A 25,893-nucleotide genomic window follows, 5' to 3' on the forward strand; every position below is an offset into this window, starting at 1 on the left:
TTCGTGTGCCGCCGCGAGGATCGTCAGAGGGCGCGCATCACGGCGACGACCTTGCCCAGGATGACCGCCTCGTCGGCCGCGAGCGGCTGGAACCCGGGGTTGTGCGCGACGAGCCAGGCGTGGCCGGCCGCGTCGCGCTGGAACCTCTTCACCGTCGCTTCGCCGTCGAGCATGGCGGCGACGATGTCGCCTGGCTCGGCGACCTGCTGCCGCCGGACGGTGACCACGTCGCCGTCGCAGATGGCTGCCTCGATCATGCTTTCCCCGGACACCTTCAGGGCGAAGAGCTCGCCTTCACCGACCAGCTGGCGGGGCAGGACATAGGTGTCTTCGACCGTCTCCTCGGCGAGGATCGGTGTGCCGGCCGCGATCCGGCCGACCAGAGGGACCTCCGCCGCCGCGGGCTCGCTCTCCGGCCCCTCGTACTCTCTCGCAGAGAATTTGAGGGGGAGGCAGTAGGCGCGGGGACGGTGCGGGTCGCGGCGGAGTGCTCCCTTGCGTTCGAGGGCGAGGAGCTGGTGCGCGACGCTGGAGGTGCTCGTCAGGCCGACGGCCTGACCGATCTCGCGCATTGAGGGCGGGTACCCGCGGTCAGTGACGGAGCGGGCGATGCAGTCGACGATGGCTCGCTGCCGGTCGGTGAGCCCGTCGGGGCCCCGGCGGATGCCCGGAGGCCGGCCCGGTCCAGCGTGGGTGATGGTCATGTGCCCCCCTTGCGATCTTGCGTCTTTGGACAGTAGCCCCACACACCGACAAACGGAACGTCTTTTGACTACTTTTCCGACCTGTCAGTGGTGGCGTCGGCCCACATCAGAGGGACTTTCGGGCCGGCCCGGTCGTTGGACCGGCATGAGCGTCCGGAGCCTCCTCGACACGGCCTTCGCCCAACCACAGGTCCCTGGTTCACGCGTCGGCGGGACAGACTTCGTCCCTCTGGAATCGGGAGCGTGGAAGGAGTTCCTCTTCGGACCCGGCGTGGGGCCGGGCCGAACGGGCTCCTGGGACCGGCAGATGGCGGTGCTGTGGAAGCGCGTGGTCTCGGAGTGCGGAGTCGCTCAGCAGCTCGCGTCCAAACACAACATCGACTGGGACCAGGCTCCTCACGAGTCGAAGGCCGTCCTCGCGCTGGCCGGCCCGGACAACGTCGTCGTGGATGTCGCCGCAGCATCACTGACAAGCCAGCGGGAGCGGTGGGAACTCGAGAGGCGCTTCGCCCGGATCCACCGCCGCCTGCCCATGGACCTGTCGGGCCTCGTGCCCGCGGACGTCGGCGCGCTGCGGTCCGGTCTGCTGGAGGAGCGTGACTTCCGCACCAGCACCTACCAGCTCGAGCGCGACCGGGTGGGGCGGTGGGTGCGCGCCCTGTCCGGGACGGCGGCCTATCTCGCTGCTGCGCACATGGTCCCCGCCCCGCTCTCCCTGGACGTGGTCACCACCGCCCCCCTCGACGAGCAGACCAGGGCCGCACTGCGACTGCCGGCCCCCTGGTCGCTCATCACGCACGACGCCGTCCCTCTGCGCGCGGCGGAAGCCGATGACGACGAACTCGCCGCACTCGTCGAGGCCGGGGTGTGTATCGGGCCGGAACCCGTCATCCTCGGCGGCCTCCTCGCCGCCCAGCCCGATGGCCGGCTCGACCCGACGTCCGGCTTCCTGCTCATCTCCGCCCTCGACGCGAGGGGCAAGCGGTACTGGATGCTGCAGCCGGCCACATACGGCGACGACCACGCCGGCGGACGCGTGCTCTACGGATACGCCGCGCAGCTCGCGTTCGCCCGGTGGACACCCCCGCCTGTACTCCCGGCCCCGGGGCCGCGCCCCCACTCGCGCAGCGCCCTGGGAAGGATCGCCGCGAGCGAGGCTGGCCGGTCCGGTGGGTTCCATGGAGTCCGTGTCCTGGACTTCACCCCTCCGCCGGAAGACCCACCCGAGGAGCGCACAGCGCCGGCAGGGGCACGCAGGCCGCTCGAGTTCGGCACGTGGCGGCGGGCGCACTGGAAGCCCGGCGTGCGGATCGGGATCCGCGACAGCGAAGGACGACTTGTCGGTCCGGTCTACAAGGACGGCGCCGTTGAGGGCACGACATTCACGCGTGAGCGCCGGTTCTTCCCCCGCACCCGGATCCGCCGCGACCTCCCTCTGGCCCCGACCACAACCGTGTACGAGCTCTCGAACTCGACTGCAACGCCGGGTCGTTAGGTCCCATCCGGCGCAGGCCGCCCGGCGCTGGTCGGTGTCTTTCGGATCACCGCGAAAGACACGGACTGAGGCTCGGCGCCGTCGGGTATACCGGGGTCGCAGGGCGTGGAGATCCCGCAGATGGCGTTGGCCGACGTGGGGCAGGGTGGTCTTCCGTCCTTGGCTACCGCAGTCCTACGGGCTGCCTCCCCGAGTGGCCTACTTGGCGGCCCAGCAGCCCAGGTCGTTCCGGTTCCCCTCCGCCGCCCGGCGCAGCGCGTCCGGCGATCCCAGCAGACCGTACGGCAGATACCCGGACCGGACACCGAGTTCCCACCCATGGACCTGGACTGCGAGGCAGGCCAGGGCGAGGGTGCCGAGGGGGAGGAGGGACCGGGGCGCTGGATCACCGGCATCGGCCTCGACGCTCTCCCGGTACGCGACCAGCCGGGCGACGAGGGCGTCCTCGAAGGCGTGCTGGTCGTCGTCGATGAGTACGCGGAGCAGCCGCTGGTCCGCGCTCAGCGCGTCGCCGACCTCGTCGAGCCGCCGGGCAGCCTCCGCGCGCTCCGCGGCGGCCGGCTTGCACAGCGCAACCGTAGGCCAGTCGCGGGGCAGATGCCCGGCCGCCTCGGTGAGATAGGGGCACAGGGCGTCCATGGCGGCGAGGTCGGCAGGGTCGGAAACGGAGGTGTACCGGTTGTAGGGCACGCCGTCACGGATGGCGGGCGCGTAGTCGCCGCGCAGCAGCAGCCCGGTGACCCGCTCCCAGTCCCACACATGCCCGCTGACGACACACATCTCGAACATGTCGAGCCAGGTCCGCGCGGTGGGCGCCTCCTTGACGACGTCCCGGAAGGTGATGGGCCCGTCCCCGAACTCGTCGTCGTCCGGGTCCGCACTGATCCGCTCCCCGACGAGGGGGAACCGGATCTCCTGGTCCCCGTTCGGGAAGCACATGATGCTCAGCACTCCGTGCACACACTCCGCGGCGGTGACGGCGACCGTGCCGGCCGCAGCGTCGAGCCCCGGCTCCGTCACCGCTCGCGCGGCGACATGGTCGAGCAGTTCGTCCGCCATGTCCCGGATCAGCGTCGGCGAGATGCTGCCGTACCGCAGCCAGTGCCACCGCGTGTAAGCCCGCCCTTCGATGTCGTCGAGCGCCTCGGCCAACCGGTCCTCGGCGACCTGATGGCAGGTCACATTCCGCACGTCCCCGTCCCTTCATGAACTCCATGACTGGACGAAGCACGTTATCAACGGGCACTGACAGCACAGTCCTCTCGCGAGGCCGGGCAGGAGCTGTTAGTCCGGTGCGGTATACACGAAGAGATCACAGACCGCCGCACTGTGAGGCGGCGCACCGGGGGGTAGGGATGACCGTTCCGCACGTGAGTACCGCGCTTCGCCCAGGGGACTACCTCCAGATCGCTTCGGAACGGATGGCCGTCGACGGCGTGCCGGACGGCGAGGGGTTCGCCCGGATCGAGCGGGTGGAGGTCATCACCGACATCGGTTTCCTGGCTCCGCGCTCTACCCACGTGCGTACCCGGGCAGCCCGGCAGATCGCGGTCGTGTTCTGTCACGGCATGCCGGGCCCGGTCATATTGCGCGAGGGTGATCAGTGGACCCTCGGCGAGATCGACAGCGGCCGAGCCCGCTGGGATTCCGCCCATCCCTGGTGGCCAGAGACCCAAGAACCCCTCTTCACCGGAAGCCACTTGGCCGCCGGACCACACCCCTTTCGCAACACCATCCACGGCCCCGACCTCGTGGCGCCGGCCACCGAGACCGAGCCGAAGCCGCCACGGCAGCGGGCAGCCGTGTTCGACAAGCCGGCCCACACGCTCATGGTCGGCGACTACCTGCAGATCCATGCCCTGCGGCACCCGAAGTGGGACATGCGCATTGACGAAGGATTCCACCGTGTCGAATGGATCGGCCACCTCACCGGGGACGCCCTCGACGCAGTGCTGAACGATCCTGCCTGGGCGCGCGGCCGCCTTACCCTCGCCTCGGTCCACGGCCTGTCCGGCATCCTCGTGCTGCCCGAGGTTCCAGTGACCGTCCTGATCCAGCCCAACCCGGAGCGTCGCCGCTCCGACGAGGACGAAGCCTGGCACGACGGTCCCTTCTACGAACTCGCCGGTGTCACCGAACCCGACCTCACCGAGCAGCTCCACGCCGATGCCCGTCTACGGCCGGAGCCGCCTGGTTCGGAGGCCGCTCTGTACCCCAGCAGATTCAGCAGCCCCGCCCAGCGGGCCCTGCACCTGGACGGCGTCACCGGCATACGCCCCGTCGCCGCCTCCCAACTTCCCTGGCCACATGGCCTGTTCAAGTGTCCCTACGGTGAGCGGGCGAAGGCCCTGGCCGCCAGCTACCCCAAGGGGCACAGCAAAACCGCCCACGCCGAGCTGTTCAGCCGGCTCGGCGATCAGGACTTCGCCGCCTGCCCCTACCACCAGGCCGACGATTGGGAGGCGATCACCGCGGCCGTGCTCGCCTTCGCCCGCGCCCAACCCGACAGCGACGAACAGGACCGCCTCTACCGCGCCACGCACCTGAGTGAGCGCGACCGCGCCTGGTTTCGCTCCCTCATCGGAGGGGGCCACATCTGGTGGGACACCGGACAGCAGAACCTGACCAACGGCCAGCACCGCCTGTGCGCATTGCGTGCCGCCGGTATCGAGGTGATTCCCGTCTACGGCCGGCACCTCCCCGACCACGACGAGACCACGCCGTCCCAGGACGCCCTGACGCACGCCAGGCGCACCGTGGAGGACTTCTGGCTTTCCCACGTCGCTGCCGCCCTCAAGCCGGGCCGCCTCAGCACCCACCTGGCCCGGCTGCTCGCCCGCTACCCACGCCTGCGTGCGCTGCTGCCGAAGAGCAAGTAGCGCGCTACGCCCAAGTGGCGGTGAACACGTGGCGGGCGGCTTGCCTCAATCAGACAGGCGGCGGCCGCCGGCGGGTATGCCCCCGGACGCCGCGCACGGGGGACGCGACGCCCGGGAGGACTGCTTGCCAACGTACCGCGCCATCCAGTCGCTTATCGCATATATCGGGGAACCTATTCGCGTGGCGGGGCCCGGCGCGGATCGAACGCAGTCTGGCCCGGGAGGCGGTCACGAGGACGCCGGATCGGCCACGACGGACCTGGTGCCGGGGGATGATGAGGAAGCCATGGCCATGTCGCAGAAGGGCAGCCGCGATGAGTCACTTCTCCGGTCATGAGACCAGCCCTCATGAGGCGCTCCGGCAGGGCCGGACGGCAGTAGATCGTCTGATGGCGGGGATGCTGGAAGCCGGCGGGATGTTCCGTGAGGTGACGGCGACCCAGGTGCTCCTGTCCACCGCTTCCCCACGCATCCGGTTCGTCGAGTTCGCAGCCGACGAGGAGAAGGAGAACGGAGCCGACTGGCTGTGGTGGTGGGTGGACCGGGACGGTACCTGCTACGGACTCCTGGTCCAGGCGAAGATCTTGAAGTTGCACGGCAAGCGCTGGAGCATCGACTTCAGCTACAAGACGCGCGGCGACGACCGGACGCAGCTCTCGAAGCTGATCAAGGCGGCGAACCGCTTCCATGTCCCCGCCGCGTACGTCTTGTACTGCGGGGACGCCCAGTACCGATCGACTCTGGCCTGCGACCGCACTCATGACGACGTTCCGTGCAAGGAGCGCGACCGGGTCGGTGTGTCCACCGTCTCCGCTCTGGTGGCGGAGAACGCGGTCGGCCTGGACGCCAAGAACGCGGGCGTGAGCGCCTTCCACGACGCCGTTCCCGTCGAAGACATCGCCAGCCCCAACGGCCTGGACACGCCGATCGTGCCCCTCGCGCGCGGACTGGACCAGGACCTCGAGCGCTTCCTGCGGCAACCGCAGCGAGGATCTCGCAGGGTGGCAAAGGAACTTCTCCGGCCTGTCCAGCGGATCAGGCACGGCCAGTTCGCCGGCGCGGCGGTCATGGAACGCGCCGCAACGGTCACCGGCGCCCTTTTCGAGAACGTCCCCAACGACTACGGGCATTTCTCCGTGCCGTACCTCGCTCACATGCTCCGCGGGCTGCGGGCAGAGGTCCCCGACTACGTACGCGACGTCCTGGAAGGCCGGACTCCTCCAACATGGGTCACAGACCACGTCGGCGGGATCGTCGTGATCCCCGACGCGGACGCCCCGACCACGGCGTCACCGGCCCGGGCTGGTGACGGTGCCGCCGGGCTGCTCCCCCCGGATTTCCTTGAGGCGCCTCAGCCTCCACATGACCACCGTCCTGGGCAAGCCGCTTGAGCTCGCCGCGAAGCGTCCGGCACTGACCGACCGGCCGGAGCCAGCCGACAGGCCCAGTCCCGGTGTCCGGGCGACGTCATCCGCTCCAGGGGACCCGGGCGAGAACGAGCCCCCGAACGTCGGCGGCTCCCGTCGCCCGGAGCCGGAGCGCGACGTGCTGGAGCTGCGATCCGCTGGTGAACACGTCGTCGACGAGCAGGATGGTGGCCGATTTGATGTCGCTGATGTCCCCGGTCCAGGTCAGCGCGGCGGCATGCGCGGTCGCGGCCGCGCGCTTCTCCTCCAGGGTGCGATTCGCGGACCGAGGCGTCTCGGCATCCTTCACCAGCCGGTGCGCGCCCGGCGGGCTGAGCGGGAAGGCCCTGGTCACGTCCTCTGTGTAGGCAGCGTCCATGATCGCCTCGATGTGCTGGATGGGCTGGCGGCCGATGTGGGTGGGGTTGCCTACGACGTAGTCGACGCCGTGCATGGCCTCGGGGTGACTCTCCATCCAGCCAAGGAGGAGCCGGCCAAAGATCATCGCCCAGCCGGCCCTGCCCTCGTACTTCAGCGTGTGGATCTTGTCGCGCAAGGCTCCGGAGTACATGGCCACCGCGTCGACGCGCGAGAACCCCCGCTCGGCTTCCGGGAGCGCACACACCCGATTACTGCACTGCCTGCCGGGCGCGACGGCCTGGGAGCAGACGGGGCAGTGGGGTTCAGCGACCGGCTGGAGGGTGCGGCCGGCGCAGTCAGAGCACAGGCGGGCAGTGCCGGTGATGCGGTACGCGCACACCGGGCAGTTGGGAAAGCCTGCCGGATTAGGGAGACCGGCCGTCACAGGCCGGCCAGGGCGAGCTGCTGGCGCTGCTGTCCGGCGGCCTGGATGTCCGCGGCCCGGCCGAGGCGGTCGGTGATGTCGCTGGAGGCGGTAACCAGGATCGCCCGGCCCTCGTCCAGCATCTTCTTCGCCCAGGGCTGGGTGTCGGCGAGGGAACGGATCAGGAAGACGAGCTTGCCGTGCTCGGCGGCCAGGCGAGCCTGCATCTTCGCGCCTGACGTGCTCGAGGCCTCGATGACGACGCTGCCCAGCGTGGTGCCGGACGTGACGACGTTGCGTCGGGGGAAGGTGTACTTCGCCGGAGGGCTCGTGGGCCAGAACTGGCTCAGCAGCGCTCCCCCAGCGCTGAGGATCGCCTTCGCGAGCGGACGGTTCTCAGCCGGGTAGATCGGGGCGGCGATGCCGGTGCCCATGACGGCGAACGTCCGGCCGCCCGCGGTGAGCGTTGCCTGATGAGCGGCTGCGTCGATGCCCTTGGCGAGACCGCTGGCGATCACGACGTCGTGCTCGACGAGCTCGCGGGCCATCCGTGCCGCCCGGCGCAGCCCGTCCTCAGAGGCCTGGCGGGTGCCGACGATGGCGATGGAGCGTGCGTCGCGCTGATCGAGCTCCCCGCGGTAGAAGAGGAACGGCGGCAGGTTGCCGATCACGCGCAGGTTCGCCGGGTAGTCCTTGTCCAGGACGGTGACCAGGCGCGCGCCGACCTTGTCGGCGGCGGCGAGCTCGTCGTCGACGCGGGCACGGGCATCGTCCAGGCCGGCGGACAGGGCCTGCTGCAGCAGGGGGCGGTTCTTGGTCGCGGCACGCGAGTCCTCGCCCACCTGTCCGTCCATGAGCGCGGCCAGGCCCTCGGGGCTCTGGGCGCCGCGGGCGAGCAGGCTCCAGTCGAGGGTGGCATCGCCGGCACGCAGCGCGCACAGGGTCAGCAGATCGTGCTGGTCAACGGTGATATCGATGTCCATCAGGGTGTCCTTCTACTCGTGGCCCCGGGATGTTCGAAGGATGAAGCGAGGTACTCGGGCCACTTCCATCATGGCGTACGGAGCCCCCGGACGGACAGGAAGGGGGCCGTCGAGCCGGTTCCTCAGCCCTGCCGCCGCTGTTCCATACGGGCGAGGGCTTCGGCGAGCTGGGTGGCCCCGCCGGGCGCCGCGACCGGTTCCCAGATGATCCCCACCGCCAGACAGATGCCGCTGACCAGGCGCTCCGCCTCGCTGGTGTCGTACCACTGCTCGACCTGCCCTGGCAGGGCGATCCACCACAAGGCGGTGGTCGTCGTCTCCCCGGTCGGCACGAGGTACTCGCCGCGCCAGACGAGGGGGTACGCATGCTGCTGGAGGTGGGTGAGCATGTCGGCGAGGTGCCGCTGCCGGGCGATCTTGTAGGCGGTCATGGGAGAGCGGGTGCCAGCAGGAACCGGGCGGGGTGCCGGATGAGCCATCCGGTCGGCGGCCGCCTCAGGGGCCTGGGGTTCGACGGCACCCTCCGCAGCGGCGGCGAAGTGCTCCATAGCCGTCGTCAGGACTACCGACGGCCCTTCCTCCGCTCCTCCAGGGCCCGTCGTCGTCTGGAAGTGCGTCAAGGTGATGTCGTTGGTGGTGAAGGGATCGATCGTGACGCCGGGGCGCAGCTGGTAGACGGTGTGGCGCGAGGGGTACTTTCCGATGGTCAGTGCGATGACCCGTGCTGCTCCAGCCTCGCCGAGGAGGGTGCGGGCCCACTCGAGGGACTTGCCCTCGGTGGTGAAGTCGTCGAAGACGATCACCGTCTTGCCGACGATCTTCTTCTTGTAGGCCGGGTTGACTCGTACGGTGCGGGCCTGGGCGGCGATGGAAATGTCCCGGCCCGTCGACTGGCCGACGCTCCTCTTGTACCGCTCCAGGCTGGTATCCGGGGCCTGGACGACACGCTCGAGAAGGTCCTCCTTGTAGGAGGAGCCCGTCATGACCTTTGCGCGGTCCAGGAAGCCAGCAAGCTGCGGGTTGCCCTTGGCCGGCGTGCTGCTGGGGTACACGCAGAAGAAGCTCTGCCCAGGCAGCGCACCATCGAGGTAGGCCGCACACAGAAGGTGCAGCATCAGGACATCACGCGCGTCCTCGTCACCGACCTTGACGGTGTTCTCGTAGGTGAAGATGTCCTTGATCGTGAAGGTCCGGCCGCCGCCGCGAGGGAACCGCGCATTGAAGGGCAGCATCGAGCGGATCGCGAAGGCGCGGTCCTCGTCATCGAGACGGAACGCCCAGCGCGGCTCGTGCAGCAGGAAGTACTCCAAGAGCTCGATGACGTCGGCGGGCTCGTCGGACATCAGCGAGGTGATCTTCGCTCCCAGGCGGCTGGCCCAGCGGGCATGGATGTGGACGACGCCGGCGTGGATGCCTGTGTACCAGTCGAACTGCGAGGTCCCGACGAGGATGAGCTGGTTCATGCGGAGGCCGAGTCTGTCCGCGACCGCCTCCAGCCATGCCTTGTTTCCGCGCTTCGCCTTGTCCGGGATGTCGTCGCGGCACAGATGCAGGGCCGGTTCGGGAAGGCCAGCCGCGGCAAGGGCCGACTTGGCGTCCATCGGGTCGTTGGTCAGCAGCACCCAAGCCACATCGCGTTGATCGAGCCACCGCAGCAGTTCAGCGATCCCCTCGTGCGCGCGCCCGGGCCCGTGCAGGACTGCCTTGTAATCGATCGCGACCGCGCGCACCGTCTTCTTCTCGTCCATCGCCGCCCCCACTGCTGTGCCCTGATCATGAACTGACCCTCTTGCCATGATCTCAGCCGTTCTGACGGGGCATCCGCAGATTCAGAATTCCCCGGCTTCGGATCCGGCGGCAGCCGGCTGGCACAACGCCCATGATCGTGCGTCTCCGTCAGAGGGCTGATAGCCGCTTTTGCCCAGGACGATGACGACGGGTCAGAGGGGTCCAGATTCTGGGGCGCCGTGGGGCTCGGGTCGGTCTGGTGAAGTGAGGTGCTCTACCAGGGCGAGCAGCATCAGCAGGAGGACGGCTCCGAGAAGGATGGCCGCCCATCCCACGGCCCATCGCGTACTGCGGGTGCTGATCACGGTCGGCGTGAGCGCCACCATCAAGGCGACCACGCCGCCTGGAAGGACAAACTGCCGCCTCACGATCGTGTACCCGGGATCGTCGGGTCGGCCTGGTGCCCATCACGGGCCTGATTGGCCGGGTGGTGAGGGTGGTCGCACCACGGAGCCGCCATGTCGGTGAGCTCCTCGAGGAGCTGCTCAGCTGTGGCGAGGTCATCGGCATGTACAGCCTCGGCGAAATCTTTCTCCAGATCGTGGGCGGCGCTCCAGTCGGCCTCGTATTCCTCGCGGCCGGCAGGGTACTGCTCGCGGCGCCGGTCGTCGAGCCGGTCGACGATGAACTGGTAGACGCGTACGCCGGTCTGCGGATCCAAGGGCATGCGGTGTGTCTTTCGGGCTCGGTGACGTTCTTGTCAGGTCGCCGGTGCGGCTATCGCCTGAGTGGTCGTGCGGCGCGGGCGCGTCGTGCGGCGCGGAAGGCCTCGGCGGGATCGTCGCAGGCTCCGGGCGCCGGGCGCCACTCGTTGGCGCGCCAGAGGGTGAAGGGGTACCAGCGGCCGTCGGGGCCGGGGCGGATCTGGACTCCGGCGGTCGCGTCGGTGAGCCTACTGCCGTCGATGGTGATGGTCCCGAGGCCGACGGCGCGGGAGGCCTGGACGGTCTCTCGTGCCCGTTCGAGGACGTCGATGGTTGCTGGGGTGGCGGCGAGGGTGGCGTGGGCGCCGGCCGGGCCGCCGTGGCGGTAGCCGATCATCATCGCCCGCAGGGTGGCTTCGGGGATGCCGGTGGTGTGCTGAGCGGCCTCCAGATGATCCGCGCCGTCGGGGCTGGCGAGGATCCGCATGATGTCGGCCAGCTCGTCGTGGGGCGCAGCGGCGGTGCCGGCCAGGAGGGTCCTAGCGCGGGCGGCGGCATCGGTGGTCATCCACATCAGGTCCTGGGCTCGGGACCCGGGGAGGGGTGCGTCGCTCCAGGTGAGGTTGCTGAAGGCATCGAGGTCGAGGTCCGGCGGGGGCTGTGGGGGGCGGTGGGCGGCCAGTGCGTAGAGCTGGGTGGCGCGCACGGTGCCGTTGGTGTCTGCAGGGAGGGGGCCGGGGTCGGCGCCGTCGACGAGGTCGCGTACGTGGGCGGCGAGGGCCCGGGCGGTCATGCCGCGGGCGCCGAGCAGCAGGGAGGGGGTGGCGGCGAGGCGTTCGGCGACGGCGTGGCCGAGGGCTGCACTGTGGTCGCAGACGCGGTGGGTCCGGCCGGTGGGGCAGGAACAGGAAAAGGTGATGCCGTCGGCCGGCGGGGCGATGGAGATGCCGCCGGCGTGCCCGGAGTCGGCGATCGTGGCAGGGACCCGGTTGGCGACGAGGTCGGCAACGGCCTGGGGATCGTCGGCGAGCTTGGCCGCCAGCGTGTCCCATTGGGTCGCGGTCAGCTCTGGGACGTGGATCGCGGCCTGGTGGGTGGCCTTCTTCGCAGCGACGGGGGCGCTGATTCTGCCCGGCTGAGTCTGGATCTGGGCGACGGCGCCGTTGCGCGCAAGGTTGAGGCCCTTGCCGTAGGAACCGGAGCCGTTGGTGGCGAGGTGAAACGCCTGCTTCCACGCGCCGGCCAGCGGCGCGAGAGATCGGGCGGTGCCAGTCATCGGGTTCCCAGGGTAACGAGGGCGGTCAGCTCGGTGTTGTCGAGTTCGGTGAAGGCGCCTTCGCCGGAGGCGAGAACGGCGTCGGTCAGGGCCCGTTTGCGGGCGAGGAGGTCGTTGATGTGGTCCTCGACGGTGCCCTCGGTGATCAGGTGGTGGACCTGGACGGTGCGGTGCTGTCCGATGCGGTGGGCGCGGTCGGTGGCCTGATCCTCGACGGCGGGGTTCCAGGGCCGGTCGTAGTGGATGACGTGCTCGGCCCGGGTGAGGGTCAGTCCGGTGCCGGCCGCCTTGACGGACAGGATGAACACCGGGGCTGGGTCGGGGTCGTGCTGGAAGGCGTCGACGAGCTCCTGGCGGCGGGCCGGCGGGGTGCCGCCGTGGAGGAAGCGAACGGAGCGGCCGCGGAGGCGCAGGTGGTGCTCGAGGATGCGACCCATCTGGACATAGCCGGTGAAGACGAGCGCGGCTTCGCCCCGGTCGGCGAGGGTCGCCGTGAGCTCGTCCAGGGCTGCGAGCTTGCCCGATCGAAGGGCGAGGCCGGCCGGCTCGGCGTCGTCCAGGGGCTCCTTCAGATAGAGGGTGGGGGTGTTGCAGATCTGGCGCAGGGCCTGGAGCAACTTCAGGACCAAGCCGCGGCGTTCGATCCCGCTGCTGGTGGTGATCTTGTCCATGGTGTCGCGGACGATCGCCTCGTACAGGCCGGTCTGCTCGTCGGTGAGCGCGACGATGCGGTGGTGGTGGACCTTGCCGGGCAGCTCGGGGGCGATGCCGGGGTCAGTCTTTCGTCGGCGCAGCATGAACGGGGCGACAAGCCGGGCAAGCCCCGCGGCGGCGGGCGCGTTGGGGTCTTTCTCGACGGCGCCGTAGCGGGCGCGAAAGGCGGAACGGGTGCCGAACAGGCCGGGGTTGGTCCAGTCGAGGATGGCCCACAGCTCGGTCAGGTTGTTCTCGACAGGGGTGCCGGTGACCGCGAGCCGGGCCCGGGCGGGGACGTCGCGTAGCGCCTTGGCGGTGGCGGAGGCCGGGTTCTTGATGTGCTGGGCCTCGTCGGCCACGACCATGCCCCACTGGGTGGCGGTGAGGGCGGGGTCACGGCGCAGGGTGCCGTAGGTGGTGATGACGACCGTGGTGTGGTCGAGCGCATCGGTGTCGAGGGTGCGGCCGGTGCCGTGGTACCGGATGGCGGCGGTGTCCGGGGCGAAGCGGGCAATCTCGCGCTGCCAGTTCGTGATGAGGGAGGCCGGGCAGACCACGAGGGTCGGGCCGGCGGCTTCGCCGGCCGTTTCGGCGCGGTAGAGGTTCAAGGCGATGGTCGTCAGCGTCTTGCCCAGGCCCATGTCGTCGGCGAGGAGCGCTCCGAAGCCCAGGTCGAGGGTGTGCGCGAGCCAGGTCAGGGCCCGCTGTTGGTAGTGACGCAGGCTCGCGTGCAAGCCGGTCGGCGGTGGCACGGGCCGGGGGTCGTCGGGGGCCTGGCGCAGGGCGTCGACGAGGGTGGCCAGCGTGCCGGCGGCCCGGACGTCGAGAGTCTCGCCTTCGAGGGTGAGGGTGCCAGACAGGGCGGCGGCGAGCGCGTCGAGCGAGGGCAGCGGCGCCAGGTCGCGGTGGCGGGCGCGGCGGGCGGTGTCGGGGTCGATGAGCAGCCAGCGCCCGCGCATGCGGATCAGCGGCCAGGCGGCGTCGGCGAGGGCGGTCATCTCGTCCTCGGTCAGCGGTTCGCCGTCGATGCTGATGTGCCAGCGGCAGTCCACCAGGCGGTCCAGGGCCAGGAAGCCGCTGCCGGCGGTGAACTCGTCGGCGGCGTCCTGGCGTCGGCCGATTACCGCGGTGGCGGTGAGGGCACCGAGGAGCGCGGGCGGCCAGTGGACGGTGATGCCGGCCGTGGCCAGCGGGGCGGCGGCGTGGTCGTGGAGGCGGGCCAGGTCCACCGCGGACAGGGTGAGGCGGCGGGGGCGTTCCTGTCCGGCGAGGTCGCCGAGCGGCGGGAAATGGCGGGCGCCGCGGCGCAGCGCGCGGCGTACGCCGGGCAGTACGGCGGGCGTCAGGGCGGGGTGGGTGGGGTGGCCGTCCCAGATGCTGCTCGCCGACACGGGGTCGTCCTGGTCGTCGGCGGCCAGGTGCAGGACAGCTTGGGCGGTGGGGGCGTGCTCGCCTGCCTCGGGCTCCTTGATGCGCAGCATGAGTCGGGGCGCGGGGCAGGGGTCGGCGGCGTCCTCGATCGCGTCGGCCCAGGCCCACAGCTCTGCGCTGGGCTCGGTGCCGGGGGCCGGGGTGCTGGTGAACGGGCCGGGTCCCAGGAGGGAAGCGGTCCCTGGGGTTCGGATCATCGCGTCGGCGACGGCGTCGAGCAGGGGCCAGAGCGCGTTCTCGGGCGCCGGGACGCGCAGGGGACTGTGGCCGGCGAGGAGGCAGTGTCCCTCGGGGGCCATCCGGGCGGCGGCCGCGGTGACGGCGGTGCGCAGCGGATCGGTGATCGGACCGATGCGCCAGCAGCCCTGGCCGTCGGCGGTCAGGGCGGGGTAGACGCGCTGCTGGGCCACGCATGCCACGGCCAGGCGAAGGCCGGCTCGCCATCCGGTGACGGAGGGGTGTTCGCCTGCTCGGGAGGTGAGCAGTGCGGGCAGGGCGAGGCCGACGGGGACGGCGAGGCCGGTGACGGTGGCGCGGCGAGGCATGATGCCGCCGGCGCCCGCGAGGACGAGGTCGCGGGTGACCGGCTGCAGCGGCGGCAGGTGGCCGGGGGCGAGTAGGGGTGTGCCGTCGGGCTGGAACAGCATCCATGCGGTCCGGCCGGGGTGGCGTGAGGGCAGCAGGGTCAGGGCGGCGCCGTCGGCGAGGGCCTGCTCGAGAAGGCAGTGGGCGGCGAACAGGTCGGCCGGTCCGGCGGGGAGGGCGCGCGGCGGCTCCTGGTTCTCGGTCGGAGCGGGCGGCATGGGGGGCGCAGGTTGGGCGGACGCCGCCGCCGGTTCGGTCGCGGCCGGGGGCTCGGCGTCGGTGCCGAGGGCGGTCTGGAGGGCCTTGAGGAGACGGTCGGCTGCTTCGGCCCGGGCCTGCCGTTTGGTGGGGCCGGTTCCTTCGCCGGTGAGCTGCTGGCCGCGGTGGACGGCGGTGACTGTGGCCGTGAAGCCGGTGGGCGTCGGTGCGGGGGGCCGGTAGTCGGGCCGGGTGATGTGGCCGGCCTGGTGGAACTCGTTCAAGGCCGACACGGGGTTGGCTTCCCCTGATGGAGCGGGCGCCTGGGGCTGGGTGGCGGGCGTGTCCCAGGTCCAGTCGGGTACCGCGCGATCGGCGAGGGGGTCCGGCAGGTCGGCGAGCGCGGCGATGAGGGTGGTCATGGCCTGCTGCCGCGCCGCCTTGCGGGTGCGGGCCCGCTGGACGCTGCCGGTGATGTCGCGGCCGGCCGGGGCGAAGGTGGCCTGTGCGACGAAGAACGGCTGGCCGTCATCCCCCTGTCCCTCCCGGACGGTCGCGGAGGGGGTGCGCAGCAGTTGGGCGTGCATGGAGATGATGCTCGGCGCCAGGGCCGGGCTGGCGGCGACGGCGGTGATGGCGGCTTGCTGTACGGGCGGCCAGACGTCTGTACCGGCCGTCTCGAACAGCACCGTCCGCAGGGCGGCGACGTCGAGGTGGCCCCGGGCGATGCGACGGGTGGCTTCGGACGCGACCGCAGCATCGGATGTGCCCTGGGCGACGACGCGTTGAAGCGTGCTGCGGAAGGCGTCCGCGTCCATCAGGGCCAAGGAAGTGCTCTCGACCGAGGCGTCGGCGCGGGAGGGCGGGATCCGAACTCGGGGCGTCCGGGCGGCCAGCGCTGCGGGACTGATGGGCTGCAGGCGGTCGATGGACAAAGACACTCCCCCAGTAGCCGGACGCCGTCGAGACCACTCACATTGTGACCTGCCGGCGCGTCAGGGCCGCGCCGTACACACAGAACATAGATGTTGCGTATTCGTATTTCAGTATGTAGATTGCTCATGTCGCCGGGTCAGACCGGCCCTCTTCTTCCTCCCCCTTGATCGCATTCGCTGCGGCCGCCTTCTTGCGCGGCCGGGCCGAAAGGTGGCTCCTCCATGCCCCAAGACCTCCAGCCCCTCCCCGCTGCGCCCCCGTCGCACGACCTGGCCTCCGACATGGTCGCCTCCGTCCTGGCGGACATCGAATCCCGGCTCGGTGAACAACAGGGCTGGGACCTTCCTCCCCGCCTGTTCATGCTCCTTCTGCGGCCCCCGCGCGTGGAGGTGGAGTTCATCCCGGAGGTCGTCTGGAACCCGGTGGGGATCAACCCCGCCGACGCCTTGCGGCACCACGCAGAGGCGCTGCCGCCCGTACCGTCCCTTCTGGTTCCCGGCGAGGTGCATGAGGACTCCGTCTTCGCTGTTGGGTTCATGTTCGAGGGGTGGAACAAGCCGAAGAACGTCCAACTCCCGCCGGAACTGCGCATGCTGCGGGACAGCGGTGAGCGGGTGAACCATCTCCTGCCCGGCCGCCAGGAAGTCCGGATCGTCCACGCCGTCGACCTCAACCAGCGCGCCTTCCACATCGTGCGGGCCCGCGGCGGGCAGCCCCGCCTGTCGGTCGCCGGACGAGAGGGCGCACCGGAGCTGGAGGGAACCATCCCCGTCGCGCTGGGCCGATTCGTGCACGCCCTCAACAGCGGCCCCGGCCAGCAGACCGAGCACCCGGCGCCTCGCGCCCAGATGTGAGGACCGACATGATCACAGACCCCATGCTGTTCCGCTTCACGGCGAGCGGACCCACGCCCGAAGCGGCCTTCACCGCGTTCGCCGCCAAGGACCGCGAACAGCCCCACGATCCGTTCCGACCCCGCGCGGACCTGTCGAAGGTGACCGAGGTGAACGTCGCCGACGGCCGAGACCGGCTGCGCGCCGACGGCTGCTTCGACGGGCAAGACGGCGGGCCGCTGTGCGAGGACGACGCCGACTGGCTCGCCGACCGCCTGATCGAGGACTACGACCCGATCGTCCGATCCGGCGCCGCCGCACTGCTGCTGCGCACGCTGGGAGACGAACCGACCTGGTGCTTCTTCGGGTGGAGCGTCCGGGGCGAGTAGCCCCCTCCCCGCCCCGGCCGGTGCCCGCCGAACCGACTCCGCCCGGTCCGATGCCGTCCTACTAACCGCGACGGCACCGGACCGGCGAGCAGCGGCAAGCCAGAACCCGCCCCAACGCCCTTCGACATCGAGGACCCCGATGCCCGCCCCGGACACCCGACTCCGCGCCCGGCGCCTCGCCGACCGCCTCCCCCCTCTGCCCCCGGCCATGCGAGGCAACGCAGGCCGCGAACGCGCCCGTCACGCCTTCGTTACCCGCACCCTCACCACACTGCGCACGGACCGGAGCATCACCGGTGACCGCGCGGAGGACTGGCGCCGAGTGGCCTCAGAACTCGCCATGCTTGGGCAGATGGCGGCCCTCGGAGGCATTTTCCAGGTGGCCGTCTTCGAACTGGAGGCGCTCGCCAGGCAGACCGCCGGTCTTGAACCGGCGCTCGCAGGTCTTCCCTCCGGCACCGGCCCTCAGGGAGGAGACCTGATCTTCCCCTGGCAGGCCGACGAGGACGACTGGATCTCGGTGCCGGGCGGCCCGGCGGGGCCTTTCGTGTCGACGGCGATGGCCATGCCGAACCAGGCGGGTATCGCCCGGACCGTGGTCATCGTCAGCCAGCGCCACCGGTACCACGCTGGCTCGTCGCACACCGATGTCCACATCGAGGACGGAACGCGCATCGAACGCCTGGACGCAGAAGTGGAGCGGGCCCGGGCCCTGGAGCAGTGGAACGAGGACCACTCTGCTTGGCACAACCGGTGATCGTGGTGGGGCGCCTGGGCGGATCAGCCGAGCGGCGAGAGGCGACGTGCCCGGGCCATGCGGTCACCGCACGTCGTCGTCCGCGTCCTCCATGGCGGGGGGGCTCCTGCCAGGTCAGGGTGTCCAGTGGCCGCGGCAAGTTTCGGGCCGCGCCGGGCACGGCTCTCGTCACCGCGGACGCCTCGTCGCTGAAGAGCGCGCCGGGGGCGCCCGGCGTACGGCCGGGCACTGATACTGCCGGGCTTGAGGTTTTCGTGGTGGTCATCTGGTCCCCCTGATTCGTCCCGGGCCGGGCCCGGCTGGACGCCGGCGCGCAGGCCGGCTGCGAAAGCGTATACAGATTCCGAACTGCGGCCCGAGGAGATTTCCTTCGGGCCGCATTCCCATATCAAGCCTGCCTCGCTCCCGACCGACCACCGCCCGCCGCTCCTGGCACGCCCGCCCGTGCTCACGTCTGCCGACGCGACGCGGCGAGCACCGCCTCCGGCCCGAACCGTTACCGCTCGTCCGCCGCTTCACGCTCACCCCCCGGGTACCACCGGAGCGGTCGCAGGGGGCGGCTCGGCTCATACACCCAGCGGGTGGGCCCGGCCGCCGCTGGGCCGCAGGCGGGGTCGGCGACCTTGCCGACGACGTGGGCCATCTCGTCCATGAACAGCATGGTCGGCTTGGGAGGCACCATGACGACGTCCACCGCTGGTCCTCGCTCACGGACCGCGTGCACCAGGTGGTGGAGCTCGTCGTGGCCGGGGTAGCGGTCCCGGATCTGGTACTCGTCCACGAACACGGTCACACGGCCGTCGGAGGTGTCCGCGAACGGTCCGAACTTCTGACCGGCGGCCTCCGGACCGAGTTCGCGGCATTCGACGGTGTGCAGGGCGCGCCGGAGCACGGCCGCGTACTGGTCGGCGTCGGCGTCACCCGACAGCGGCGCCTTCCCTCGCCCGATGGGGCCTACGAACGCTGTCGGGTCCGGCAGTTGATCGCTCATCGTGCGGTTGCTCCTTCTTCCGGGGTCGGCGGGGTTCAGGCCTGGTCAAGGTGGTGTTCGTACCAGGCGGTCAGCTGTCCAGGGTCCTGCGGCATGGACCGGACCAACCGGAGGAGCCGCTCGCCGACGGGGCGGATCTCGGTGCGGGCCAGGGCGGACAGGTCGGTGGTGCGCAGGGCTGCGAATCCGGCGACGTGCCGCTCTTCGAAGGTGCGCGCACCCGGGAGGCTGTCGGCGGCGGCGAGGTAGCGGGTAATGAACGGGTCGAGCGCGGCGCGGTGGGCAGCGAGGTGGCGGAGGTAGGTGGGGCTGTCGACGGTGGCGGTGTTGGCGGCTTCGCCGTGGTGAGGTGAGGGCAGCGCGCACCAATCGCTGATGAGAGCGGTGAGGGTGGCCGGGCCGTCGGGCGGGGTGTCGGGTCGCCAGTGGCCGTCGGCTACTCCCTGGGTGGAGCACACGCGCTCGTGGAGGCGGCCGAGGACGCTGGCGAAGGTGAAGAACCCCAGAACGTAGTCGGCTCCGGCGATGACGGACCGGATCGTCGGATCGGCCGACACCGCCGCGGGCAGCAGGAGGCGCTGCTTGCGGTGTTCGCGCTGGAAGGGCAGGCAGACGGCGGCTTCGATCGCGGCGTGTTCGGCGAGCAGGACGGCGGCGCTCTGCGAGGGCGCGGCCTCGCGTTCCCATTCCACGGTGTCGTCCTCGTCGGCGAGGTCGCTCAGCCCCAGTGCGTCCAGGCTGACGCGGTAGACGCCGGTGGTGGTGGCGGTCAGGGTCAGGATGCCGTCGTGGTCGGGCAGCGGCTGGGTGTGCTGAAGTGTGCCGTCGGTCCTGTCGCGGGTCCAGTCCGGCCGGTTGGCGGGGCGGGTCGCGACGGCGAGTGCCCAGTCGAGCAGGTGGACGAGTTCCTCCCTGCCGGCGCCGGCGAGGTCGGCGTGGGAGGTGTCCGAGGGCCGGCTGGAGAAGTGCTGGCCGATGCGCTGGACGGCTTCCTCGGGGAGGTCGGTGACGGCCTCGGCGCCGGGCGGGAGGCAGGGGTTGCTTCCGTGGACCGTGCCTTCGGGGTATGTGCGGCAGCTGCCTGCCCATCCGCCGGCGGCGTACACGCTGGCGTGGGCGGGGTCGGCGAGGACTCGGGTGGCGACGTCGAGAGCGTGCTCGGCCGCCTGGACCAGCAGAGGGTCCGTAGTGAGGCCGGCGATGTGGCAGAGGGCGCGGGCAGCGGGGTGATCGGCGGTGCCGGACGGGGCGCGGGCGGGTTCGATCTCGGTGAGGAGGTCAAGGACAGCTGCGCGTGGGTCGGCAGGGCCCGGAGCGGGGATCGGTCCGGCGGGCCACAGGGCCAGGGGGACGGACCGGGAGGTCCACAGCGGCAGGACCGTGGGGGTGGCCTCGCATGCCTCGATCAGGTGGAGGCTGCCGTGGTGGCGGGTGGTGAACAGGTGGACGTGACCGCTGATACGGGTGAGGGCGTCGAGGAGCCGGATCCGGCGCAAGGTGGCGCACAGGTGGTCGGCGAGGGCCGCGAGTTCGGCGTCCTGGGCGGCTGCGTACTCGGGTTCGCCGCGGAACTGGGGGATCCAGTGCGGCATCAGGCTGCTCTGGTCGGCGGACCGGCGGCCGAGCGCGGCACGCCAGTCGGTCTCGCTGATGCCGGCGAGGAGCAGCCTCATCCCGGGCAGCGTCAGGGCAATCCCCTCTCGCATGCCGGCCCAGCGCAGGCCTGCGACGCCTGTCCCGCCCGGCCTGTGGGCGAGGGCGTCGATCCACCGGTCCATCTGGGCGGGCGCGATCCGCACCACCAGTTCGTCGGTGCGGGGGGTGAGGCTGCGGATGCCGAACGGGCCGCCGGTGAGGGTGGGGCGGTGACGGCCGTAGGCGGTGATCAGCGCATGGAAGATCCGTGCCTCGCCTCGGGCCTGTTCGGGCGCTGGCGTCGGGATGAGGTGCTCGACGTCCGGGAGTTCGTCTCGGGCCGTCTCTTCGGTTTCGCCCGTGGCCATCTGGCGCAGGGCGACCGGGGGGACGGCCGTGTCGGTCGTGCGAAGGCCCTGCTGTCGCCGGGGCGCGTACGGAGTGAGGGTGTGGGTCACGTGCTGCTCCCGCTGTGAGGTCCGCTGTCACCTGGTACAGGTGTGCGGACGGAGCGCGGTGTGACAGTCAGAGCGGACGAGTTTCCGGGATCGTTCGGACGCCGGGCGATGGCTCCCCAGTGTCACCGAGGTTGCGGACGCGGGAGTGTGCCAGCGAACCTTGATCGCGCAGGCGGATCGGACTCGTGTCGGATGTCAGTGCAGGGCTGCGTCGAAGGTCGTGCGGTTGGCCAAGGTGTAGGCGTGCTCCCGTTCGGACCACCGGATGCGCTCGGCGATCTCGTGGTCGTCAGCGACGTGCGGTGACGGGCGCATGAGGTGGTGGCGCCACCACCGGGCATTGCGCATCTGGCGGTCGAGCGCGGCATCGATGAGACGTGAGCGGGAGGCGTCGTCGAGGCCGTACGCGCCAGCGAGGATTCGTACCTGTTCGGCCTGGCTGGCGGCGGGTGGAGCGTCAGGCTTGGAGGAAATGCACCAGGTCCATGCCATGTATCCGAGGTCTTCCAGCGGATCACCGGGGGCGGCGGTGTCGAAGTCGATGAAGGCGAACGGGATGTCGTCTGCGAAGACCGTGTTGTTCGGCCCCGGGTCGTGGTGGCAGACAACGGGGTGCTGACCGGCCAGGCGGCTCGCGCTGGTGGCGTCGTGGAAAGCGCGGAGCAGGGAGCCGGCGGCAGCCACCTGAGGGTCTGTCCAGCGCTGGAAGCGGGCGGGCACCCAGCCAGGAAGGTAGCTGAGGATCTCGCGGTTGGCCTCGTCGAACCCCAGATGACGCGGAGCGCCAGTGAAGCCCTGCCGTCGAAGGTCACCGAGCAATTCGGCGACGAACGCGGACGACGCGGTGACTGGCCGACGGACGGTATCGCCGATCCTGACCACCCCTGTAGTGATGCGTCCGCCGGACAAGGGCACCTCGTTCTCCATGGCTACATCCTGCACGCGCGGGCCATCGGTCAGTCTTCAGTGGCAAAGGTCAGGATCTACCGCGCCATGGTCCGCCCACCGTCCAAGCTCTGGCAGCAGCCACTGATGCTGACCGACACGCGGCTGTCGGGCTGACGTCGAGTCGAGCCCGCGCTTCAACTGCTGAGTGATCCGCGCGGATGCGCCTTTTGGGGTCAGCCTGCTATCGAGGAAAGGACCCGTGTTTGGGAGGGCGTTTCACGCGTCGGCTTCTGCCTCCTCGTCCGCACTGGTTTCGTCCTCGATCAGCCCGTACGGCGGACGTTCCTCGTTGCGGCTGTAGCGCACCACCACGCTGCTTTCCACCAGCGGTGGTGGGCTGTTGTCGGCGACGATGAGCTGTGCTCGGCTACCGCGCTCTGCGAGCCAGAGGGAGAGGTGGTGGTAGAAGTCGTCGATGGCGACGGCGTCCGCGATCACGGCATCGAGGGTGCCGCCGTGGCCGAGGTTTTTCTGGGGACTGTCGATCATGAGGAATCCCGGGTGTGCGGCCCCTGCTTCGACGGCGATTTCGAATACGGCCAGCTGCCAGGCCAGGGTGAGCAGGGTGCGGGCGCCGGAGGAGGCTTCCTGGTACGGCTCACCGCGTACGAAGGGGGTGAGGTCGGTCTTGATGAAGGGCGTACTGACCTTGGGGTAGCGCCAGGCTCGCAGGAGCTCGCCGTATCGGCCGCTGATCTTGGCGATGACCCGATCGCGGTCGTGGGAGGCATCTCCGAGTCGTGCGAGTTCCTCTCGGAGACGGGCGATCTGGGCTTCGTGGCGTTCCACGGCGTCGGCCCGTTTGGCAAGTCCTTCGCGGAGTTTGACCGCGCTCTCGGCCTGTTCGAGTTGGCGCAGGACTCGTTCGCGCCTTCGGTGGAGGTCGTCGCGGGCGGCGAGGAACGGTGAGACGGAGGGCGACGTCGCGGCATCCAGCGCGGCGGCGGCTTCCTCTTCCCGGACGGCCGCCTCTTCCGCCCGGAGTTTGAGTGTGGCAAGCGAGGCGCCGAGCTCGTCGATGTAGGTGGTGATCTCCTTGAGGCGGGCCTTGGTGGACCGGGTCTCGGCTGCGACGTCCACCCGGTTGTCTCCGGCCTGGCTGCCGGTGTCGGCAGTGCCCAGGACCAACGCCCCTTCCGCCGCTGTCAGTTCGTGGCGGCAGAGGCTGCAGCGTCCGTTGTCGGCGGTGGGAGGAGCCGACAGCCGGTTCAAGCAGGCGGGGCAGGTGGTGACGCTCAGGGGGTCGAAGATCTGCTGTGCCTCGCCGAGCATGCCGAGCTTGAGGAGATCGTCGGCGTACTGTGCGCGGAGAGGCATCAGGCGTTGGAGCTGTGTTTCGCAGTCCCGCAGGACCGCTGCCGCCCGGTGAGAAGTCCGGGCCGCCTCTTTGTGCTGGTGGCGCAGTTGGGCGGCGAATTCCGTTCCCGCCTGCGCCCGGCGGTCCAACTCCGTGAGCTGGCTCGTGATGTCAGCCAGCTCCTGTTCGTGGACGGCAGGTGTGGGTTCACCGTCCAGTGCGGTGGGAGCCTGTTCCACGACGAAGGTACGGGCTGCTGCGAGTTCGGCTTTGGCGCGGTTGAGCCGGCCGCCGAGTTCCTGGATGCGCTGGCCGAGTTCGACGGCACGGTCGTCGTGGACCCCGAAGGCGACGTCGACGACCTGCCGCAGTTTGTGCTTGCGCATGTAGTCGTTCTCGAACAGGAAGTTCTTGTCCGCGACGCGTTCGTTGGGCAGGAAGGCGAGCCACATCAAGTCGCGGAAGCTGAGCGGGTCCGTGCGGGATTCGCTGTTGGTGGGCGCTTCGCGTAGCTGGACGCCTTCGAGCTTGCAATGACTCAGGAGGAGGGAGGACAGGCTCTCCGGTGCCCCGGGCGGGTCGATGGGCCTGCTCTCGGCCCTGGAGGTGGGCCTGCTATCGAGCGTTCCGCGGCGTACGAAGGCGATCTTCGAGGGCTCTCCGACCGACCGCTCGATCACGTGCGGCTCGCCGGAGAGCTCGACCTCCAGGAGACATGAACGGACCCTTCGCAGCACCTCCTGGTGGCGGGGGTGCCGTTTCGCGCCGAGCCCATAGGCGATGAATTCCAGAACCGCTGTCTTGCCGGAGCTGAATGCCCCGGCGATGACGGAGAGGTTCCGTACCCGTTGTTCGGCGGTGAAATCAACGTCGTAGGACCGCTCCATGCCGACCAGGCGCAGACGGCGGATCCGGATGCCGGGAAGCGGCTCCATGGTGATCATCCCTCCCAGGACATTTCCAGCAACGGGCCTGGCCCCAGGACGCTCATGAGGGCAGCTGCGGGTCCGTCGGGTCCGTCCGGCCTGAGCCACCGTGCGGTCTGCTCGCGCAGCCTTTTGTCGCTGAGTTTGCGGAGCTGGCGGACGACGATGTCCGCGGCAGTAGCAAAGGAGGTGGCGTAGGTGGCGGTGAACTGCCCGCCGAGGTGCTGACCGGCCTCTGTGATCGAGTAGGTGAGGGAGCCGTTGCGATTTCGGACCTGGCAGCACCCATAGGCCACCAGGAGCGCCAAGTCGTGCTGGATCCGTTCTCGCCGGCTTGTGAATCGCTGTGAAGAGGACGCGTAGGCAAGGACCTGCGGGTCGAATCCGGCCAGCCGGAGGAGGCTCGCGTCCCGGCCCTCGGAGGGAACTACGAGGAAGGGGTTCGCGGACAGGAAGTCGTAGTACCCGATGCGTTCCAGGGTCGCCCCGTTTGCGTCCTGCGCGGCGACGGCGTCAAGGAGCAGCAGCAGTTGAGCGAGACGGAAAGGTACCTCGTCCTCGGGCATCACAACCGGCCGGTCTGCTTGCACGGCATGCTCCTCATCAGTGGTCGAGCGGTACGGACGGACGCGAAACCTCAGTCGTCGGCATGACCGCTCGCGATCTGCCGCCAGTGTGCGACCCACCCTGCCCGACGGTTGTCGACCAGCCGGTGGACCAGACCCCAGCTGTGCGTCACCTCCAGACGCAGCACCTTGGGCAGTTTGTCGTGCTCGCCGCGCACCTCGCGCCATACCCGGCCGTGCAGAGCAGCGAGGGTGCCCTCGGCCGAGCACTCGTTGAACTGCATCTCCCACACCCCGTGAAGGGTGGCGTCAGCAGAGCTCAGTGCGGCAACCTCAGCCGGCACTCCCTTGTGCGCGACTTCGCGCGCCACCAGGTCGGCGTTGAAGAACTGGCGTTTCGCCGAGTCCAGTTCGACGTGGCCGGCCTCGGTCATCTGGCGCACGAATAGAGCCGAGTCGAGCGCCGCCGCCTTGTCCTCCTCCACGTCCAGCACGAGGCGTATCTGCTCCTGGGTGGGGGCGGCGGGCGCCGTGAAGGGTTCGTAATAGGCACGGCGTACCTGGTCACCTTCGGGGCTCAGCAGCTTCTTCATGAGCGTGGTCTCGTCCCACAACTCGATGACGAGGCCATGCGCCTTCTCCTGCCGCTTCTTCCAGCCATCCCACCATTGGGCTGCCGGCCCGTCCATGCTGGAGGGGATGCACAGGATCCAGAGCGTGATCGTGTGACCGTTGGCCGCTGCGGCTTTCAGCCCGTTCGCGAGGGACTCACGAATCTGCTGCGACTGGCTGGTTGTGGTCTTCGGCATGAAGTACTTGGACTGCCAGACAGTGATGGCGCCGCCGAGGTCACCGGCGAAAGCGTCGATTCCCCAGTCGCCCGGATTCGCGGCGATCATCCGGACGTTCGGATTGGTCGCACTGGCGAGCTGCGCGAGCATCTTCTCGAAGTCGGCCCGTGCCCCGTCCGCGCTTCCGGTCCTCAGTTCGTGCACTCCGAAATGGATGGGCGGAACACCAGCTGCCACCGGCATGGAGTTGTCCAACCTGCACCCCCGCATCCCGCAGGCAACCCGAGCGAACCGCGTTCAGCGGACTGTTCACTCTGCGCCACACACAGTAACGGCCGTCAGCGTACGTGTTACGGAATCATGCGATCAAGGTGCTTGCGGTCGGCAGTATCCCGGCAGTGGCACGGTGGATGGGGCTGGCGCGCAAAGACAGCGGCAGTCCACTGGGACCGGACCAGGGTGAAGCACTTGAAAGTCCAATCGCCTTGGCGCCGGAA

The 25,893-nt window shown here is 70.0% G+C and carries 20 protein-coding genes; 6 read left to right on the forward strand and 14 right to left on the reverse strand.

The features are described 5' to 3' along the window. Window positions 1-23 precede the first annotated feature (23 nt). Window positions 24-704: a transcriptional repressor LexA gene (gene lexA / locus JS756_RS16070; RefSeq protein ID WP_205383804.1), complete on the reverse strand. Its 681-nt coding sequence runs from the start codon at window positions 702-704 to the stop codon at window positions 24-26. A 145-nt stretch (window positions 705-849) separates the two neighbouring features. Here lexA and JS756_RS16075 point away from each other — a divergent pair, with 145 nt between their 5' ends. Further along, window positions 850-2,199 (forward strand): hypothetical protein, encoded by a 1,350-nt coding sequence (locus JS756_RS16075; RefSeq protein ID WP_205383805.1) that lies wholly within the window; start codon window positions 850-852, stop codon window positions 2,197-2,199. 198 nt (window positions 2,200-2,397) lie between these two features. Here the strand turns inward: JS756_RS16075 and JS756_RS16080 are convergent, their stop codons facing one another. Continuing rightward, entirely contained in the window at window positions 2,398-3,390 is a 993-nt protein-coding gene (locus JS756_RS16080) for an immunity 49 family protein (RefSeq protein WP_205383806.1), read from the reverse strand. A 179-nt stretch (window positions 3,391-3,569) separates the two neighbouring features. Here JS756_RS16080 and JS756_RS36805 point away from each other — a divergent pair, with 179 nt between their 5' ends. Together JS756_RS36805 and JS756_RS16090 are read left to right on the forward strand one after the other, a co-directional pair. Then, on the forward strand, window positions 3,570-5,078 hold the full coding sequence (locus tag JS756_RS36805) for a hypothetical protein (protein ID WP_240203852.1): 1,509 nt from the start codon (window positions 3,570-3,572) through the stop codon (window positions 5,076-5,078). A gap of 314 nt (window positions 5,079-5,392) precedes the next feature. After that, window positions 5,393-6,469: a DUF6615 family protein gene (locus JS756_RS16090; RefSeq protein ID WP_205383807.1), complete on the forward strand. Its 1,077-nt coding sequence runs from the start codon at window positions 5,393-5,395 to the stop codon at window positions 6,467-6,469. A gap of 76 nt (window positions 6,470-6,545) precedes the next feature. Here JS756_RS16090 and JS756_RS16095 read toward each other — a convergent pair whose 3' ends face one another. The 6 genes from JS756_RS16095 to JS756_RS16120 all read right to left on the reverse strand — a co-directional run bounded on the left by JS756_RS16095 (window position 6,546) and on the right by JS756_RS16120 (window position 15,687). Beyond that, window positions 6,546-7,109 (reverse strand): ComF family protein, encoded by a 564-nt coding sequence (locus JS756_RS16095; RefSeq protein WP_307790706.1) that lies wholly within the window; start codon window positions 7,107-7,109, stop codon window positions 6,546-6,548. A gap of 176 nt (window positions 7,110-7,285) precedes the next feature. Then, a complete protein-coding gene (locus JS756_RS16100) occupies window positions 7,286-8,251 on the reverse strand; it encodes a DNA-processing protein DprA (protein WP_205383809.1) in 966 nt (321 codons plus the stop codon). A gap of 122 nt (window positions 8,252-8,373) precedes the next feature. Further along, window positions 8,374-9,999 (reverse strand): hypothetical protein, encoded by a 1,626-nt coding sequence (locus JS756_RS16105; protein ID WP_205383810.1) that lies wholly within the window; start codon window positions 9,997-9,999, stop codon window positions 8,374-8,376. 404 nt (window positions 10,000-10,403) lie between these two features. Then, window positions 10,404-10,706, reverse strand: a complete 303-nt coding sequence (locus JS756_RS16110) for a hypothetical protein (protein ID WP_205383811.1) — start codon at window positions 10,704-10,706, stop codon at window positions 10,404-10,406. A 50-nt stretch (window positions 10,707-10,756) separates the two neighbouring features. Beyond that, window positions 10,757-11,959, reverse strand: a complete 1,203-nt coding sequence (locus tag JS756_RS16115) for a hypothetical protein (RefSeq protein WP_205383812.1) — start codon at window positions 11,957-11,959, stop codon at window positions 10,757-10,759. Further along, window positions 11,956-15,687 (reverse strand): SNF2-related protein, encoded by a 3,732-nt coding sequence (locus tag JS756_RS16120; RefSeq protein ID WP_205383916.1) that lies wholly within the window; start codon window positions 15,685-15,687, stop codon window positions 11,956-11,958. The genes JS756_RS16115 and JS756_RS16120 overlap by 4 nt, the downstream gene beginning before the upstream one ends. Before the next feature lie 339 nt (window positions 15,688-16,026). On the opposite strand from JS756_RS16120, the gene JS756_RS16125 reads away from it, so the two are divergent. The 3 genes from JS756_RS16125 to JS756_RS16135 all read left to right on the forward strand — a co-directional run bounded on the left by JS756_RS16125 (window position 16,027) and on the right by JS756_RS16135 (window position 17,784). Beyond that, a complete protein-coding gene (locus tag JS756_RS16125) occupies window positions 16,027-16,659 on the forward strand; it encodes a hypothetical protein (RefSeq protein WP_205383813.1) in 633 nt (210 codons plus the stop codon). Between the two features lie 8 nt (window positions 16,660-16,667). Then, entirely contained in the window at window positions 16,668-17,027 is a 360-nt protein-coding gene (locus tag JS756_RS16130) for a hypothetical protein (RefSeq protein ID WP_205383814.1), read from the forward strand. Window positions 17,028-17,235: 208 nt separating this feature from the next. Continuing rightward, window positions 17,236-17,784 (forward strand): hypothetical protein, encoded by a 549-nt coding sequence (locus JS756_RS16135; protein WP_205383815.1) that lies wholly within the window; start codon window positions 17,236-17,238, stop codon window positions 17,782-17,784. Between the two features lie 496 nt (window positions 17,785-18,280). On the opposite strand, the gene JS756_RS16140 is transcribed toward JS756_RS16135, so the two are convergent. The 6 genes from JS756_RS16140 to JS756_RS16165 form a co-directional block, all read right to left on the reverse strand. Next, window positions 18,281-18,775 carry a hypothetical protein gene (locus tag JS756_RS16140; RefSeq protein WP_205383816.1) on the reverse strand — a complete coding sequence of 165 codons (495 nt, stop codon included), beginning with the start codon at window positions 18,773-18,775 and terminating at the stop codon, window positions 18,281-18,283. A gap of 35 nt (window positions 18,776-18,810) precedes the next feature. Further along, window positions 18,811-20,868, reverse strand: a complete 2,058-nt coding sequence (locus tag JS756_RS16145) for a hypothetical protein (RefSeq protein WP_205383817.1) — start codon at window positions 20,866-20,868, stop codon at window positions 18,811-18,813. A 195-nt stretch (window positions 20,869-21,063) separates the two neighbouring features. Further along, window positions 21,064-21,795, reverse strand: a complete 732-nt coding sequence (locus JS756_RS16150) for a phosphotransferase family protein (protein ID WP_205383818.1) — start codon at window positions 21,793-21,795, stop codon at window positions 21,064-21,066. A 237-nt stretch (window positions 21,796-22,032) separates the two neighbouring features. Beyond that, window positions 22,033-24,057 (reverse strand): coiled-coil domain-containing protein, encoded by a 2,025-nt coding sequence (locus JS756_RS16155; RefSeq protein WP_205383819.1) that lies wholly within the window; start codon window positions 24,055-24,057, stop codon window positions 22,033-22,035. Beyond that, window positions 24,054-24,629, reverse strand: a complete 576-nt coding sequence (locus JS756_RS16160; protein ID WP_205383820.1) for an ABC-three component system middle component 2 — start codon at window positions 24,627-24,629, stop codon at window positions 24,054-24,056. Before JS756_RS16160 ends, JS756_RS16155 begins: the two co-directional genes overlap by 4 nt. 47 nt (window positions 24,630-24,676) lie before the next feature. Continuing rightward, on the reverse strand, window positions 24,677-25,600 hold the full coding sequence (locus JS756_RS16165; RefSeq protein ID WP_307790707.1) for a serine/threonine protein kinase: 924 nt from the start codon (window positions 25,598-25,600) through the stop codon (window positions 24,677-24,679). Between the last annotated feature and the right edge of the window lie 293 nt (window positions 25,601-25,893).

The sequence above is a fragment of the Streptomyces actuosus genome, from assembly GCF_016921115.1.
GTDB classification, from domain to species: domain Bacteria; phylum Actinomycetota; class Actinomycetes; order Streptomycetales; family Streptomycetaceae; genus Streptomyces; species Streptomyces actuosus_A.